We start from the raw sequence: 14,512 nt of genomic DNA, 5'->3' as shown, positions 1-14,512 counted from the left end.
TGCTCCAGCAAAAGAAAACCCGCCGGCAGGCGGGTTTTCTTTTATGTCTGAGCGCCTTTGTCTAGGCCCGACGCCAGGAGGTGCCTTGGGGGCCATCCTCCAGCACAATGCCCTGGGCCGTCAGTTCAGCCCGGATACGATCCGCTTCCCCGTAATTCTTGGCCTTCTTGGCAGCCGCCCGGGCAGCGATAGCGGCTTCAATGGCCGCCCCGTCCTGGTCGGCGGCGGGACCGCCCTGCAGAAATTCCTTGGCCGGACGCTGCAACAGCCCCAGCACCCCGCCCAGGGCCCGCAGCTGGCCCGCCAGGGGAACGGAGCCGGTGCGATTGACCTCATTGGCCAGTTCGAACAATACGGCCATGGCTTCCACCGTATTGAAATCGTCGTCCATGGCCGCCTGGAAACGCTGGGCGTGGGGCTGGGACCAATCCACGGTCACATCGGGCACTTCCCCATGGCTGAGGGCCGTGTAGAGCCGGGAAAGGGCCTGGCGGGCGTCATCCAAATGGGCGTCGGAATAATTCAGGGGGCTGCGGTAGTGGGCGCGCAGAATGAAGAAGCGCACCACCTCCGCATCGTAGGCCTTGAGCACATCCCGGATGGTGAAGAAATTGCCCAGGGACTTGGACATTTTTTCGTCATTCACCCGGACAAAACCGTTGTGCATCCAGTAATTGACGAAGATGTCCCCGTGGGCGCCCTCGGACTGGGCGATTTCATTTTCGTGGTGGGGAAACTGGAGATCCTGGCCGCCCCCGTGGATGTCGAAATGGTTCCCCAGCAGGTCGGAACTCATGGCCGAGCATTCGATGTGCCAGCCGGGACGCCCGGCTCCCCAGGGGGATTCCCAGGCCGGTTCCCCGGGCTTGGCGTGTTTCCAGAGGACGAAATCCAGGGGGTCCTGCTTGGCGGACTCCACTTCCACCCGTTCCCCGGCCCGCAGATCGTCCAGGGATTTGCCGGACAATTTGCCGTAGCCCGGGAACTTGCGCACGGAGAAATTCACATCCCCGTTGGCCGCCCGGTAAGCCAAGCCCTTGGCCATCAAATCCCCGATCAGGGCCAGCATCTTGTCCACATAGGCCGTGGCCCGGGGCTCGTGGGTGGGGGGAAGAATGCCCAGAGCGGCAGAATCCTCATGCATGGCGGCGATATAACGGTCCGTCAGGCTGGCGATGCTTTCCCCGTTTTCCCCTGCCCGGCGAATGATCTTGTCGTCAATATCGGTAATATTGCGCACATAGGTCACCTCCAGTCCCCGGGCCCGGAGCCAGCGATAGACCATGTCGAACACCACCATCACCCGGGCATGGCCCAAATGGCAAAAGTCGTAGACCGTCATGCCGCAAACGTACATACGGGCGTGGCCGGGCTGCATGGGCACAAAGTCCTGCTTTTCCCGGGCCAGGGTGTTATAGATTTTCAACATGGGAGCAAAAAACGGAAGTTGGCAAAAAAGAACCGACGCCGGGGCAAAAACATGGCTTCGGCATAACGGGGGCGGGCCGGTGCCCGGGCGGGAAAAGGAAGGGGGCGCAACAGCCTGGCATTTTCACTGCGTTTTCGTTATCCCCGGCTTCTTGCTAGAATTGCGTTAGCAGATTCTTGCAAGCGGCTCGCGCCTTCGAATAACCCGACAAAAGTATAGCATAACGATGCATTCCCTCTTTTTCCCGCGTCCCCGCCCAGCCCGTCGCTTCAAGGTTCTTTCCGCCCTCATTGTCGGCCTCGGTCTCTGTTGCGCCGTCCCGGCCATGGCTGCCGAGCCCACCCTGGCGGAAATCCAGTCCTTGATCAAACAACGGCAGCTGCCCCAGGCGTTGGAAAAAGCCGACGCCTACACCCTCTCCCATCCCCGGGATGCCCAGGGACGGTTCTTCAAGGGCGTGGCGCTGACGGAAATGAACCGGACCAACGAAGCCATCGCCGTCTTCATCAAACTGACGGAAGACTTCCCCGAGCTGCCGGAACCCTACAACAATCTGGCCGTGCTCTACGCCCAGCAAAAGCAATATGACAAAGCCCGGGCGGCCTTAGAAATGGCCATCCGCACCCATCCTTCCTACGCCATCGCCCACGAAAACCTGGGGGATGTGTATGCCAAGCTGGCCAGCCAGGCCTACGACAAAGCCCTGCAACTGGATTCCTCCAATGCGGGCGCCCAAACCAAGCTTTCCCTGATCAAGGAAATCATTACGGTCCCCCCCCGGGGCGGCGCCCGCAATGCGGCGCCGGTTCGGGCCCCGGCTCCGGTAGCCGTGGCCCCCCGTCCGGCCCCCGCTCCCGCGCCCCAACCGGCGCCGGTGCCAGCCAAGGTGACGGTGGAAAAGAGTCGCCCCACCCCGCCGCCGGTGGCGCCCCAGCCTGCCCCCGCCAAGGTAACGGTGGCCGCCAAGACGCCGGAGAAGGAAAAACCCCAGGAAACGGCCAAGGCCGCTCCCAAGTCTGACGCAGACGAAGGCGCTTTGACCAAACAGGTCCAATCCTGGGCTGGCGCCTGGTCTCGCAAGGATGTGAAGGGCTACCTGAACCATTACGCAGGCAATTTCCAAGTCCCCGGCGGCGGCTCCCGCCAAGCCTGGGAAAAGGAACGGAGCGCCCGGATCGACAAGCCGGGTAAGATTCAGGTCCAGGTGGAAGATATCAAGGTCTCCATGAACGGGGATAAAGCCACGGTGCGCTTCAAGCAACATTACAAGTCCGCCACCCTGTCCTCTTCCGCCAGTAAAACTTTGGTATTCACCAAATCCGGGGGCAAATGGCTCATTCTGCAGGAAAAAGTGGGCGGCTGATGGCCAGCCGCTTGTTTCGAGAGCGACTCCGCTGTAAGCGCGGCCGCATTGCTGCCCTGCTCACTCTGCTCCTGGGCAGCACCCTTTCCTCCCCTTCCGCTTTTGCTTTTGGCAGTCACCCCCCTGCCGCCGCCAACACGGTGGGGGCCATGGCCGCCGACGGCGGTCCGGAACCTGCCCTGATCCGGGTTTTCCGGGAAATCCAGAACAACCGCCTGGATGTGGCCCTGCAATACACGGAAGATCTGGTTCGCCGTTATCCCAATTTCCGCCTTGGCCAGCTGGTCAAAGGAGATTTGCTCCTGGCCCGCAGCCAGCCCCTACAGACCTTCGGCAATGCGCCGGGCGCCCCGGCGGACCGGCTTTCCGATTTGCGGGAAGAGGCCATTGCCCGGCTTCGGGCCTACACGGAAAAGCCTGCCCCCAACCGGGTGCCCCGGGCCCTTCTACAGATGCGCCCCGACCAGCGCTTCGCCGTAGTGGTGGATACCCAGAAATCCCGGCTCTACCTCTACCAGAACGTCCAGGGACGTCCCCGCTTCGTGGCGGACTATTACATTACCCAGGGCAAACTGGGAGCCATGAAGCAGGTGGAAGGGGATAAGCGCACGCCTCTGGGGGTCTATCACGTCACCTCCAGCCTGTCCCGGAAAAAGCTGGGGGACTTCTACGGTAGCGGCGCTTTCCCCATCAATTACCCCAATGAATGGGATAGGCGCCAGGGCCGCCACGGCCACGGCATCTGGCTCCACGGCACCCCCTCCAACACCTTTTCCCGCCCCCCCAAGGCTTCAGACGGCTGCGTGGTGCTGGCCAATCAGGATTTGGACGCCCTGGCCAAGAATATTCAAATCGGCGTCACCCCGGTCATCATCACCGACACGGTGGAATGGCTGACCCCGGACGCCTGGGCCAAGGAACGGAACAGCCTGATGCGTCAGGTGGATGCCTGGCGCAGCGATTGGGAAAACCGCAATCTGGACCGCTACCTGTCCCACTATTCCCAGGATTTCAAGGCCGATGGGGCCACCTACGCCACCCTGCCCAAGCAGCGGCGCCCCGAGGTTACCGGCCATCCCTGGGTTAAGGTGCGCCTGACCAACCTGTCCATGTTCCGGGCCCCCAATACGGAAAACTACGTGGTGGTGACCTTCGACCAGGACGTGCGCACCGATAACGGCTCCACCAAGGTTCACAAACGGCAGTACTGGGTACGTGAAGACGGCAGCTGGAAAATTCTTTTCGAGGGCAACGCATGAAACTCCTACGTCAAATGATCCAGGGCCTGGCCCTGATGACGGCCGCCGCCAGCGTCTGGGCAGCCCATCCCGTGGTGGAAATGCAAACCAACCAGGGCACCATCAAGCTGGAGCTCTACGAGGACAAGGCCCCCAAGACCGTGGCCAATTTCCTCCAGTACGCCAAATCCGGCTTCTATAACGGCACCGTTTTCCATCGGGTTATCGACGGCTTCATGATTCAGGGGGGCGGTTTCACCCCGGCCATGGAAGAAAAGGCCACCCGGGCTCCCATCGTCAATGAGGCCCCCCAGAGCTTCCAGGCTGGGCTGCGCAACCAGCCCGGCACCATCGCCATGGCCCGGACCAATGAGCCCCATTCCGCCACCGCCCAGTTTTTCATCAATGTGGCCAATAACAACCGGCTCGACCCCCCCTCCTATGACGGTTGGGGCTACTGCGTGTTCGGCAAGGTCATCCAGGGCATGGAGGTGGTGCAGCGCATCGCCAAACAGCCCACCACCGCCCACGGCCCCCACCAGGACGTACCGGTCACCCCGGTTTTAATCCAGTCGGTGAAGGTTTTGCCGGGCGCCAACTGATCCCCTGTTTTTTCTGCAACCTCCCGTTACCGAAAGGCTTTACATGATCAAGCTGCACACCAACAAGGGCGTCATCGCGCTGGAACTGGATGCCGAGAAGGCCCCTGAAACCGTCAAAAACTTTATCGCCTATGTGGAAGCGGGCCATTACGACAACACCATTTTCCACCGGGTCATCGACGGTTTCATGATTCAAGGTGGCGGCTTTGAACCGGGCATGAAGCAGAAGGACACCCAGGCCCCGATCAAGAACGAAGCGGACAACGGCCTGAGGAACGACAAGTACACCATCGCCATGGCCCGTACCAACGATCCCCACTCCGCCACGGCCCAGTTCTTCATCAATGTGAAGGACAACGATTTCCTCAACTTCCAAGCCCCCACGGGCAATGGCTGGGGCTACTGTGTCTTCGGCAAGGTGGTGGAAGGCCTGGAGGTGGTGGATGCCATCAAGGGCGTGAAGACTGGCCGGGCCGGCTTCCATCAGGACGTGCCGGTGGAAGACGTGATCATCGAAAAGGCGGAAGTGGCCGCCTGAGCCTGACCTGGGCTACCGCGCCCCGGGGCGCGTTTTTTCCCTTCGCGCCCCATGATTACCTTTATCTCCGATCTCCATCTGGCTCCGGCTCTCCCCGGCGTCACCCGCCTTTTCCAGCAGTTTCTCCAAAACCAGGGCGTCCAAAGCCAGGCCCTCTACATTCTGGGCGACCTGTTCGACCATTGGGTGGGGGACGACCAGCTGGAAGCCCCCTATCCCCAAGCCATCGCCAGCCAACTCCACCAGCTGGCCCAAGGGGGCTGTCACATCGGCATTCTCCACGGTAACCGGGATTTCCTCCTGGGGCAGGCATTCTGCCAGGCCGCCGGGGCCCAGCTGCTGACCGATCCCTATGTGCTGTCCGTGCCTACCTGGCAATTTGTCCTCACCCATGGGGACGGCCTGTGCACCGATGACCAGGATTACCAGCAATTTCGCCAGCAGGTGCGTAGCCCGGCCTGGCAGGCCGACTTTCTCGCCCGCCCCTTGGCGGAGCGCCTGGCCCTGGCCCAGGGACTGCGCCAGCAGAGCCGGGACACCAAAGAATCCAAGCCGGATTATCTGATGGACGTAAATGGGGGCGCCACGGACGATTTTCTCCGGGATCACGGCTACGCCACCTTGATTCACGGCCATACCCACCGGCCGGACCGGCACGACCATCTGGTGGACGGCATCCACTGCGAACGCTGGGTGCTGGGGGACTGGCGGGAAACCCCCGAGGGCGCTACCGGGGATTGCCTGGTCTGGGATGGGGAAGCCCTGCGGCGCCAGCCCCTGGCCCTGTCCTAGCCCCCTCAGTCCGCCGCCTTGCCCTCTAACACCAGCCCTTGACGGTTGGGGGCCGTCCCCGGTAGAGTGACACCTGCATTCCCAGAAGGGGAGTAGCTGAACTGTCGATCGTCGTCATCACGGGATTCATTCCCCGGCCCGACAGGTGGTCCTCCGGCATCAACACACGCCGGAAGGGGCCGCAAGCGAGACCTTTGCCGCCCGGCAAAGGTCTTTTTCGTTGACCGTCCGCAGGGCCTGGGATTTTTTCCTGTCACGAAAGAACCTGTCATGCCCCGTACTCCTTCCCTCCTCTCCCGGCTCACAGCCCGCCTTTTGGCCTGGCTACTCACCCCCCTGCTGGGCGCTGCCCCATCCCCTTCCCGGGCTACCTCCCTGGGAGCCCGAAAATTCGCCTATGCCCATGCCTCCACCCGCCAACCCCGCACGCTGGAAGGGGAATGGCGCCGCCTGGAGCAGGACGGACGGCAGGACTGGTAAGGAGCCCCCATGAACAGCATCGGCACTCCCGGACTTTGGGCAGGCTTCAGCCTGTTCGTCCTGCTCGCCACGGTCATGGACCTGGTGGGCCTGCAACGCCACGGCAACCGGGCCGTCACTGCCCGCCAGGCCCTGCTCTGGTCCCTCCTCTGGGTCAGCCTGGCCCTGGGCTTTTGCGGCCTGCTCTGGGGCTGGCTGGACCATGAACAGGGCCGGGCCCTGGCCAACCGCAAGGCCCTGGAATTCCTCACCGGTTACGTGATCGAAAAATCCCTGTCGGTGGACAATATTTTTGTCTTCCTCATGCTCTTCACCTCCTTCGCCGTCCCTGGGGAACAGCAGAAAAAGGCCCTGGTAGCCGGGGTGGTGGGCGCCATTCTGCTGCGTCTGGTGATGATTCTGGTGGGGGCCTGGGTGATTTCCCGCTTCCACTGGGTGCTCTACCTGTTCGGCGCCTTCCTCCTCTACACCGGCGCCCATATGGTGTGGGCCAAGGAAGAACGGGAGCCGGACCCGGAACACCATCCCTTGGTGCGCTGGATGCGCCGCCATCTGCCCATCCTGCCCCAGTACCAGGGGGATAGTCTGGCGGTCATGCGGGACGGCAAGCGCTGGTTTACCCCCCTGTTCCTGGTGGTGGTCCTGATCGGCATCAGCGACGCCATGTTCGCGGTGGATTCCATTCCCGCCGTCTTCGCCGTCACCACGGACCCCTTTATCGTGGCCTCTTCCAACATTTTCGCCATTCTTGGCCTGCGCGCCCTGTACTTCCTTCTGGCCAGCATGGCGACCCGTTTTCGCCTGCTCAAATACGGGCTGGCGGGGGTACTCATGTTCGTCGGGGTTAAAATGCTGGTCGCTGGCTGGTGGACCGTGCCTACCCTGCTCTCCCTGGGGGTGATCGCCGCCCTGCTGAGCCTGTCCATTCTGGCCTCCTGGCGCCTGCCCGCCGCCCCCAAAGGGGCCGGTCCCGGCGCCCTTTCCTAAATCCGGAGATATCCATGCCTCGTTTTTCCCTCCTCCGCCTTCCCCTGCTGCTGGGCCTCAGCCTGGCCGCCCAGGCCGGTGATTTCGCCCTCCACAGCCCGGATTTCGCTCCGGACGGCAGCCTGAAAAAAGCCCAGGTTTACCAAGGCTTCGGCTGCGAGGGGGGCAACACCTCCCCGGCCCTGACCTGGGAAAACGCCCCGGAAGGCACCAAGAGCTTCGCCCTCACGGTCTATGATCCGGACGCCCCCACGGGCAGCGGCTGGTGGCACTGGGTTATCTACAACCTGCCTCCCGCCATCTCCAGCCTGCCCGCCGGAGCCGGAGACCCGGTCCGCAACCTGGCCCCCACCGGGGCCACCCAGGCCATTACGGATTACGGCACCCGGGGCTTCGGTGGCGCCTGCCCCCCCGTGGGAGACAAGCCCCACCGCTACGTCTTCACCCTCCATGCCCTCAAGGTGGAGAGCCTGGACCTGCCCGCCAATGCCAGCGGCGCCATGGTGGGCTTCAACATCCACATGAACAGCCTGGGCAGCGCCAGCGTCACCGCCACCTACGGCCGCTAACCCGGGCCAGGGGCCCGGCTCCCGTCGAGCCCCTCAGCACCGGTTCAGGACAGCCAGCGCCCGGCCAAGGCCCCTACGCCATAGGAAACGGCCAGGGCCAGGGTAAAAATGAGCAGGCTGCGCACCCGGCCCGGGGGCAGTTCCTGACGGTCAAAATAACGGCGCAACCAGAAACTGGCGAGAAAATAGGCCAGTACGGAAAGTAACAAACTAATCATGGCGGTCCGGCTTGCTCCGGGGCGCGGCGGGGAAAAACCGCCCCCTCCTGACAAAAGCTCCAGCTTACCCCCCTTCCCCGCCGGGGGGCGGACCGGCCCGGATGGCGGGAAAAACCCCGGCCCCCCGTATCCCACCCCCCTGCCTTTCGGTACACTCTCGCCCCATGTCTGACCTTGCCTCCCCCACCAGTCCCGCCCGGGAAATTCTTCAGCGGGTTTTCGGTTACCCGGCCTTTCGCGGACGCCAGGAAGAAATCGTCCAGCAGGTGGCAGAAGGGGGCGATGCTCTGGTGCTCATGCCCACCGGGGGCGGCAAGTCCCTGTGCTACCAGATTCCCGCCCTGCTGCGCCAGGGCTGCGGCATTGTGGTTTCCCCTTTGATCGCCCTGATGCAGGATCAGGTGGATACCCTGACCCAGCTGGGGGTCAAGGCGGCCTATCTCAATTCCACCCAGGATTGGGAAACGGTGCGGGAAACCGAACAGCGCCTCCTCAACGGGGACCTGGACCTGCTCTACGTGGCTCCGGAACGCCTCCTCGGCGACCGCTGCCTGGATTTGCTGGACCGGCTTCAGACCCAGGGAAGGCTGGCCCTCTTTGCCATTGACGAGGCCCACTGCGTCTCCCAGTGGGGCCACGATTTCCGCCCCGAATACCTGCAACTCTCCGCCCTGCACCAGCGCTATCCGGAAGTGCCCCGCATCGCCCTCACCGCCACGGCGGACCAAGCCACCCGGGAGGAAATGATCCGCCGCCTGGGCCTGGGGGACGCCCAGGTCTTTGTGGCCAGTTTTGACCGGCCCAACATTCACTACACGGTGGTGGAAAAGGACAATCCCCGGCGCCAACTCCTGGCCTTTCTCGCCGGCCACAAAGGGGAGGCGGGCATCATCTACTGCCTGTCCCGGAAAAAGGTGGATGAAACCGCCGCCTGGCTCAACACCCAGGGGTTCGCTGCCCTGCCCTACCACGCTGGTCTGGACACGGACACCCGGGCCCAGCACCAGCGCCGTTTCCTGCGGGAAGAAGGCCTCATCGTGGTGGCCACCATCGCTTTCGGCATGGGCATCGACAAGCCGGATGTGCGCTTTGTCGCCCACCTGGACCTGCCCAAGAGCCTGGAAGCCTACTACCAGGAAACGGGCCGGGCCGGGCGGGACGGGGAAAAGGCGGAAGCCTGGATGACCTACGGGCTTCAGGATGTGGTGCTGCAACGGGCCCGCATCGACGAATCCGCCGCCGGGGACGAGCAAAAGCGGCTGGAGGCCCAGAAACTCAACGCTCTGCTGGCCTATTGCGAATCCCCCCGCTGCCGCCGCCAGGTGCTGCTCTCCTACTTTGGGGAAAACAGCGAGCCCTGCGGCAACTGTGACCTGTGCCTGGAGCCGCCGGAGCTGTGGGACGGCACCGTGGCGGCCCAGAAGGCCCTGTCCGCCGCCTATCGCACCGGCCAGCGTTTTGGCGTGGCCCACCTCACGGACCTGCTGCGGGGCAAGAGCAACGACAAAATGCGCCAGTGGGGCCACGACCAGCTGCCCACCTTCGGGGTCGGGGCGGACATGGACGAGGCCAGCTGGCGCAGCGTCTTCCGCCAGCTGGTGGCCGCCGGCCTGCTCCATGCGGACCTGGCGGAACACGGGGCCCTGAAACTCACCGCCGACGCCCGCCCGGTGCTGAAAGGGGAAACCCGCCTGGAACTGCGCCGTCACGTGCCCGCCAAAACCGCCCGCAGCCGCCGGGAGCCCCATACCCGGACCGTGGTCACGGATCTGGACATCGCCGATCAGGCCCTGTTCGAAAGCCTGCGCCAGTGGCGTACCGAGGAAGCCAAGGAACAGGGGGTACCCGCCTACGTCATTCTCCATGACCGGACCTTGAAGGAACTGGCGGAAATGCGCCCCGCCACCCGGGGCCACCTGATGCAGGCGACCGGCATGGGCAGCGCCAAGGTAGAACGCTACGGCGAGGCCCTGCTGGCCCTCATCGCCGCCGCCTGAGCCGCCCCGGAAAAGGCTCCCGAGCCATCCCCGCGCCGGGCTTGAGAAAAAGCCAAAATCCCTGCACTATCAAAGCCATCGCAGAGCTTTGGGGCGCCCCGCGCCCCGCCCCTGTGCCCCGCCCAGGAGGATACGGCCATGCCCCCGGCCCCCCAGCGCCAGAAAAGCATCGTCTTCTGGATTCACGGTCCCCATCTCCGAACCATGCGCATGTTCATTGCCATGGCCGCCCTGTCCTTTCTCATGCTGTGGACCCTGGGAGCCTATTGGATCTGGAAGCTGGAGCAGGACGGTCTGGCCAGCGCCGAGCGGCGCCTGGAGATGCAGGCTTTCCACGCCACCGCCGACCTGCGCCGGCTAATGGTGCTAAGCCAGAGCTATGTCATGACCGCGGAGGGCTGGCTGGCGGACGAGGATCACCGGGACCCGCGCCAGGACCGGGAATTCGCCCAGCTGGTGAGCAATTTCTCTGCCCTTTCGGACAATCTCATCCTCCTCCGCCTCATCGACCGTTGGGGCTACCTCTGGGTCATTCCGGGCCAGCCTAACCAAGCTCCGATCTGGGTGCGGGACCGGGACTATTTCCGGGCCCAGCTGGAGCCCGTTACCCGGGGCTTTTTCGTAGGCAGCCCCATCCTCTCCCGGGTGACCCACCAGTGGGTGCTGCCCATTTCCCTGCCGGTTCGGGAAAACTCCTCCGATTTCACCACCGCCACCGTGGCCCTGCCCCTGGGGCCCCTCCAAAGCAAGCTGGGACAAAACGGCACCGGCCTGGGGGGCCAATTGACCCTGCATCGGGCGGATGGCTTGGTGCTCCTTTCCACCGTCCCCGGCCTAGCCCGGGCCCAGCCCGATCCCACCTTCCGGCCCATGGAAATCCGGGGGACGGCAGCCCTGGAAGACGGTTTACTCCAGGTGCGACGCCAGGTGCCCGGCTTTCCCCTGTGGGTTACCTACAGCCAGCCGGCCCACACCGCCCTGGCCTCCTGGCACCAGGAAATTGCCGCCCTGCTGGCCTCCCTGGTGGTGGTCAGCTTCGCCATGATCATCGCCGCCTGGCACCACCTGCGCTCCATCACCCACAATCTGCGCCTGGCGGATGAACTCCAGGCCTCGGAACAACTGCTGCTGGAGGCCCAGTACATTGGCCGCATGGGCCACTGGTCCTACGACGGGGCCAGGGGCCAATGCACCGGCTCCCAGGTCTGCCGCCAGATTCTCGGGGACAGCCTGCCCTGTCACCAGGCCTGGCGCTGGTTTGCCCGGCGCCTGAAGCGGGAGGCCCGCCACCGCTTTTTTAAAATGCTCCACCAGCTGCACCGGGGCAGCCAAGAGGTGGCGGGGGATTTCCCCATGACCACGCCGGAGGGAGAACGGTGGTTTCACCTGCTCTGCCGCCGCCACGGGCCGGACTGCTACTTCGGCATTCTCCAGGACATTACGGAAACCAAGCGCCTGCAACGGGAATTGGAACGGTTGGCGGCCACCGACCCCCTCACCGGGCTCCTAAACCGGCGCGCCTTTGTCCTGGCGGCGGAGCAGGAAATCGCCCGGGCCCTCCGCTATCCCCAGCCTTTAGCCCTGATCATGTACGACCTGGACCATTTCAAGGTGGTAAACGACTGCTACGGCCATGAAACTGGGGACCGGGTGCTGGCCGCCACCGCCACCTGCTGCCAGCAAAGCGCTAGGCAAAATGACCTGCTGGCCCGCATCGGTGGGGAGGAATTTGTGCTGCTGGCGGTCAATACGGGCATGGAGGAAGCCCGGGCCGTGGCGGAGCGCATGCGGGAGCAGATTGCCGCCCTGGAGCTGCACCACCAGCAAAATCGGGTGCCCATTACCGCCTCCTTCGGCATCGCCCTCCTGGGGCCGGATGGCACTACCCTGGGGGATTTGCTGCGCCACGCGGACGAGCGGCTCTATGCCGCCAAGGCCGCCGGACGCAACCGGGTCTGCCCGGGGCCGGAGGCGGGCAGTGAGCTGACCCCGTCCCTCCCGGGAGCAACGGCCAGCTGAGCCTTCCGGGCTGGAAAGCCCGTCTGCTGGCGATCTAGGCCTGAGCCGCCAGGGCGGCAAACTTGCGCCGGATATCCCCAAGTGAGTGGCGGCAATAGAGCACGGGCACCCGCCGCTTCTGTACTTCCCGATTCACGTGGTGGAGCAGCTCATGGCTGACCTGGGTACAGATCACCAGCACCAGCCCGGTGACCGCCGGCATCACCCGGCGGGAATCCCCGGGTCTCCGCCCGGACCAATGCTCGATTCGGGTCAGGCCCGCCAGATGGGGCGCCCGGGCCAGTTCCTCCCGCACCCCATCCACCTTATCCGCCCCCACCACCAGCAGGGTATTGCCTGTCGTTTCTTGCGTCATCCCAAGCTCCTTAAAACAGGAGAATTGTTCCTGGGAAGAAGCTTGCGCCCCGAGATTAATAATCAAAAATATCGTTTTATTTTTTCTTTATTCCATTTTAAACATAACAACACCTAAGCTCCAGACCCAGCCCGACACCGGCCCCATCACCTCTCCCGTCTATCCAACTGATGCCCATTGCATTTCCAGGGCCTGCGACATTCGGTCACTATCGCCCCGGGAAGGGGGCGGCTAAGATGGCCACCAATCCGGTACTCCTGCCGGGATCAACGACTAGGTTCCACGCCCCTCTGGGGCGTTTTTTTTGCCCCTAACTGGGCGCCCCAAAGAAAAAAGCCGGGAAAACCCGGCTTTTTTCTTATTCAAAGGAACGCGACGCTTAGTGGCTGCGACTGCCGCTACGCCGTCCGCCACTCCCCTGAGGACGGTTTTGGCCGCTACGGGCAGGCCCAGCGCCTTCGCCCCGGGGGGCGCCTTGACCGCCGGGACGCCCCGTCCGGTTCCGCTCACCACCCTGGCCGCTGCGGCCCTGGGGATTGCTCCCCCGGCCGCTGCCGCCCCGCCGACCAGCGGGCTTGGGCGCCGGAGCGCTGGCCGTGGCGGTGGGCTCATAGCCTTCCAGCACCAGCTTTTCCAGATCCCGCTTAATCAGCCGTTCGATGCCCCGCAGGTTGTCCGCCTCGTCGGCGCAGACCAGGGAAATGGCTTCCCCTTCCGCCCCGGCCCGGCCGGTACGGCCGATACGGTGCACGTAATCTTCCGCCACATTGGGCAGCTCAAAATTGACCACGTAGGGCAGCTGGTCGATGTCGATGCCCCGGGCAGCGATGTCCGTGGCCACCAGGGCCGCCAGTTTGCCGTCCTTGAAATCATTGAGGGCCCGCACCCGGGCGCCCTGGGTCTTGTCCCCGTGCAGGGCGGCAGCCCGTACTCCGGCCTTATCCAGCTTGCGGGCCAGGGCGTCGGCCCCGTATTTGGTGCGGGTGAAGACCAGCACCTGATGCCAGCCCCGGGTTTCGAACAGGTGCAGCAGCAGTTCTTTTTTCTTGTCCCGATCCACCCGGATCACCTTCTGGGTGACGCTTTCCGCCGGCGCATTGCGCCGGGCCACTTCCACGGACACGGGCTCATGGAGGAAGGTCCCAGCCAGTTCCCGAATGTCTTCGGAAAAGGTGGCGGAAAAGAGCAGGTTCTGGCGTTTTTTCGGCAGGGAGAGAAGGATTTTCCGGATATCCCGGATAAAGCCCATGTCCAGCATCCGATCCGCCTCATCCAGCACCAGCACTTCCACCGCGGAAAGGTCCAGGGTGCGCTGATTGAGGTGGTCCAGGAGCCGCCCAGGGCAGGCCACCAGGATATCCACCCCGCGACGCAGGGCGGCAATCTGGGGATTCATGCCCACGCCGCCGAACATGGCCAGGGACTTGAAGGGCAGGAACTGGCTGTAGGAGCGGACGTTTTCTTCCACCTGCAAGGCCAGTTCCCGGGTGGGCGCTAAGATCAGAGCCCGGGGCTTACGTCCCGGCTTGGTCAGGGGGCTAACGCTTTCCCCTGCCAGTTTTTGCAGAATGGGCAGGGTAAAACCGGCGGTCTTGCCCGTGCCGGTTTGGGCACAGGCCATCAAATCTCGGCCTTGCAGTACCACGGGAATGGCATCCCGTTGAATGGGGGTGGGCGTGTCGTAGCCTTGGGCGTCCACAGCACGCAGGATTTCGGCCCGCAAGCCGAGATCGGAAAAATTCATGGAAACTCCTGGAACATGGCCCGCTGATGCCTCATGCCGCAACATGAACCAGTCCGGGCAAGCAAAGGGACCACCGATGGACCCTTCCGGGTCTGACAGGTTCCCCGGGGGGAACCGAAAGTGCCGTGACTGACGGGCGGCACTGTAGGGGGGCGAAGTATAACCTTTCCCCGCCCCGCCG

The 14,512-nt window shown here is 63.8% G+C and carries 14 protein-coding genes; 10 read left to right on the top strand and 4 right to left on the bottom strand.

Annotated elements, in window-relative coordinates; genetic code table 11:
- Positions 1-61: 61 nt before the first annotated feature.
- Complete coding sequence (gene cysS, locus Azoinq_RS11995) at positions 62-1,429, bottom strand: cysteine--tRNA ligase (RefSeq protein ID WP_216128770.1); 1,368 nt, start codon at positions 1,427-1,429, stop codon at positions 62-64.
- A gap of 325 nt (positions 1,430-1,754) precedes the next feature.
- Here cysS and Azoinq_RS11990 point away from each other — a divergent pair, with 325 nt between their 5' ends.
- The 8 genes from Azoinq_RS11990 to Azoinq_RS11955 all read left to right on the top strand — a co-directional run bounded on the left by Azoinq_RS11990 (position 1,755) and on the right by Azoinq_RS11955 (position 7,998).
- Complete coding sequence (locus Azoinq_RS11990) at positions 1,755-2,792, top strand: nuclear transport factor 2 family protein (RefSeq protein ID WP_232368479.1); 1,038 nt, start codon at positions 1,755-1,757, stop codon at positions 2,790-2,792.
- Complete coding sequence (locus tag Azoinq_RS11985) at positions 2,792-4,051, top strand: L,D-transpeptidase family protein (RefSeq protein WP_216128774.1); 1,260 nt, start codon at positions 2,792-2,794, stop codon at positions 4,049-4,051. Before Azoinq_RS11990 ends, Azoinq_RS11985 begins: the two co-directional genes overlap by 1 nt.
- Positions 4,048-4,632: a peptidylprolyl isomerase gene (locus tag Azoinq_RS11980; RefSeq protein WP_232368478.1), complete on the top strand. Its 585-nt coding sequence runs from the start codon at positions 4,048-4,050 to the stop codon at positions 4,630-4,632. The genes Azoinq_RS11985 and Azoinq_RS11980 overlap by 4 nt, the downstream gene beginning before the upstream one ends.
- A gap of 43 nt (positions 4,633-4,675) precedes the next feature.
- Complete coding sequence (locus tag Azoinq_RS11975; protein ID WP_216128776.1) at positions 4,676-5,170, top strand: peptidylprolyl isomerase; 495 nt, start codon at positions 4,676-4,678, stop codon at positions 5,168-5,170.
- A gap of 51 nt (positions 5,171-5,221) precedes the next feature.
- Positions 5,222-5,962, top strand: coding sequence for a UDP-2,3-diacylglucosamine diphosphatase (locus Azoinq_RS11970; RefSeq protein ID WP_216128778.1), 741 nt, complete (start codon positions 5,222-5,224; stop codon positions 5,960-5,962).
- Between the two features lie 270 nt (positions 5,963-6,232).
- Positions 6,233-6,442, top strand: coding sequence for a hypothetical protein (locus Azoinq_RS11965; protein ID WP_216128780.1), 210 nt, complete (start codon positions 6,233-6,235; stop codon positions 6,440-6,442).
- Positions 6,443-6,451: 9 nt separating this feature from the next.
- Positions 6,452-7,429 (top strand): TerC family protein, encoded by a 978-nt coding sequence (locus Azoinq_RS11960; protein WP_216128782.1) that lies wholly within the window; start codon positions 6,452-6,454, stop codon positions 7,427-7,429.
- A gap of 14 nt (positions 7,430-7,443) precedes the next feature.
- Positions 7,444-7,998 carry a YbhB/YbcL family Raf kinase inhibitor-like protein gene (locus Azoinq_RS11955; protein WP_216128783.1) on the top strand — a complete coding sequence of 185 codons (555 nt, stop codon included), beginning with the start codon at positions 7,444-7,446 and terminating at the stop codon, positions 7,996-7,998.
- Between the two features lie 44 nt (positions 7,999-8,042).
- Here the strand turns inward: Azoinq_RS11955 and Azoinq_RS11950 are convergent, their stop codons facing one another.
- Entirely contained in the window at positions 8,043-8,216 is a 174-nt protein-coding gene (locus Azoinq_RS11950) for a hypothetical protein (protein WP_216128785.1), read from the bottom strand.
- Positions 8,217-8,380: 164 nt separating this feature from the next.
- On the opposite strand from Azoinq_RS11950, the gene recQ reads away from it, so the two are divergent.
- Entirely contained in the window at positions 8,381-10,213 is a 1,833-nt protein-coding gene (gene recQ, locus Azoinq_RS11945) for a DNA helicase RecQ (RefSeq protein WP_216128787.1), read from the top strand.
- Between the two features lie 138 nt (positions 10,214-10,351).
- Positions 10,352-12,232, top strand: a complete 1,881-nt coding sequence (locus tag Azoinq_RS11940) for a sensor domain-containing diguanylate cyclase (RefSeq protein ID WP_216128789.1) — start codon at positions 10,352-10,354, stop codon at positions 12,230-12,232.
- A 34-nt stretch (positions 12,233-12,266) separates the two neighbouring features.
- Here the strand turns inward: Azoinq_RS11940 and Azoinq_RS11935 are convergent, their stop codons facing one another.
- Positions 12,267-12,587 (bottom strand): hypothetical protein, encoded by a 321-nt coding sequence (locus tag Azoinq_RS11935; protein ID WP_216128792.1) that lies wholly within the window; start codon positions 12,585-12,587, stop codon positions 12,267-12,269.
- Positions 12,588-12,966: 379 nt separating this feature from the next.
- Positions 12,967-14,331 (bottom strand): DEAD/DEAH box helicase, encoded by a 1,365-nt coding sequence (locus Azoinq_RS11930; protein ID WP_216128794.1) that lies wholly within the window; start codon positions 14,329-14,331, stop codon positions 12,967-12,969.
- Positions 14,332-14,512: the final 181 nt, after the last annotated feature.

Origin of the sequence: Azospira inquinata, assembly GCF_018905915.1 — a bacterium.
GTDB classification, from domain to species: Bacteria; Pseudomonadota; Gammaproteobacteria; order Burkholderiales; family Rhodocyclaceae; genus Azospira; species Azospira inquinata.
The sequence above is the reverse complement of the archived record's forward strand: the minus strand, read 5'-3'. Positions and strand labels throughout refer to the sequence as shown.

Bases quoted from the DNA above. Each gene is read 5' to 3' on its own strand.
- Azoinq_RS11965 (WP_216128780.1), top strand. From the start codon at position 6,233: ATGCCCCGTACTCCTTCCCTCCTCTCCCGGCTCACAGCCCGCCTTTTG.
- Azoinq_RS11940 (WP_216128789.1), top strand. From the start codon at position 10,352: ATGCCCCCGGCCCCCCAGCGCCAGAAAAGCATCGTCTTCTGGATTCAC.
- Azoinq_RS11955 (WP_216128783.1), top strand. From the start codon at position 7,444: ATGCCTCGTTTTTCCCTCCTCCGCCTTCCCCTGCTGCTGGGCCTCAGC.
- Azoinq_RS11935 (WP_216128792.1), bottom strand. From the start codon at position 12,587: ATGACGCAAGAAACGACAGGCAATACCCTGCTGGTGGTGGGGGCGGAT.
- Azoinq_RS11980 (WP_232368478.1), top strand. From the start codon at position 4,048: ATGAAACTCCTACGTCAAATGATCCAGGGCCTGGCCCTGATGACGGCC.
- recQ (WP_216128787.1), top strand. From the start codon at position 8,381: ATGTCTGACCTTGCCTCCCCCACCAGTCCCGCCCGGGAAATTCTTCAG.
- Azoinq_RS11930 (WP_216128794.1), bottom strand. From the start codon at position 14,331: ATGAATTTTTCCGATCTCGGCTTGCGGGCCGAAATCCTGCGTGCTGTG.
- Azoinq_RS11975 (WP_216128776.1), top strand. From the start codon at position 4,676: ATGATCAAGCTGCACACCAACAAGGGCGTCATCGCGCTGGAACTGGAT.
- Azoinq_RS11970 (WP_216128778.1), top strand. From the start codon at position 5,222: ATGATTACCTTTATCTCCGATCTCCATCTGGCTCCGGCTCTCCCCGGC.
- cysS (WP_216128770.1), bottom strand. From the start codon at position 1,429: ATGTTGAAAATCTATAACACCCTGGCCCGGGAAAAGCAGGACTTTGTG.
- Azoinq_RS11990 (WP_232368479.1), top strand. From the start codon at position 1,755: ATGGCTGCCGAGCCCACCCTGGCGGAAATCCAGTCCTTGATCAAACAA.
- Azoinq_RS11960 (WP_216128782.1), top strand. From the start codon at position 6,452: ATGAACAGCATCGGCACTCCCGGACTTTGGGCAGGCTTCAGCCTGTTC.
- Azoinq_RS11985 (WP_216128774.1), top strand. From the start codon at position 2,792: ATGGCCAGCCGCTTGTTTCGAGAGCGACTCCGCTGTAAGCGCGGCCGC.
- Azoinq_RS11950 (WP_216128785.1), bottom strand. From the start codon at position 8,216: ATGATTAGTTTGTTACTTTCCGTACTGGCCTATTTTCTCGCCAGTTTC.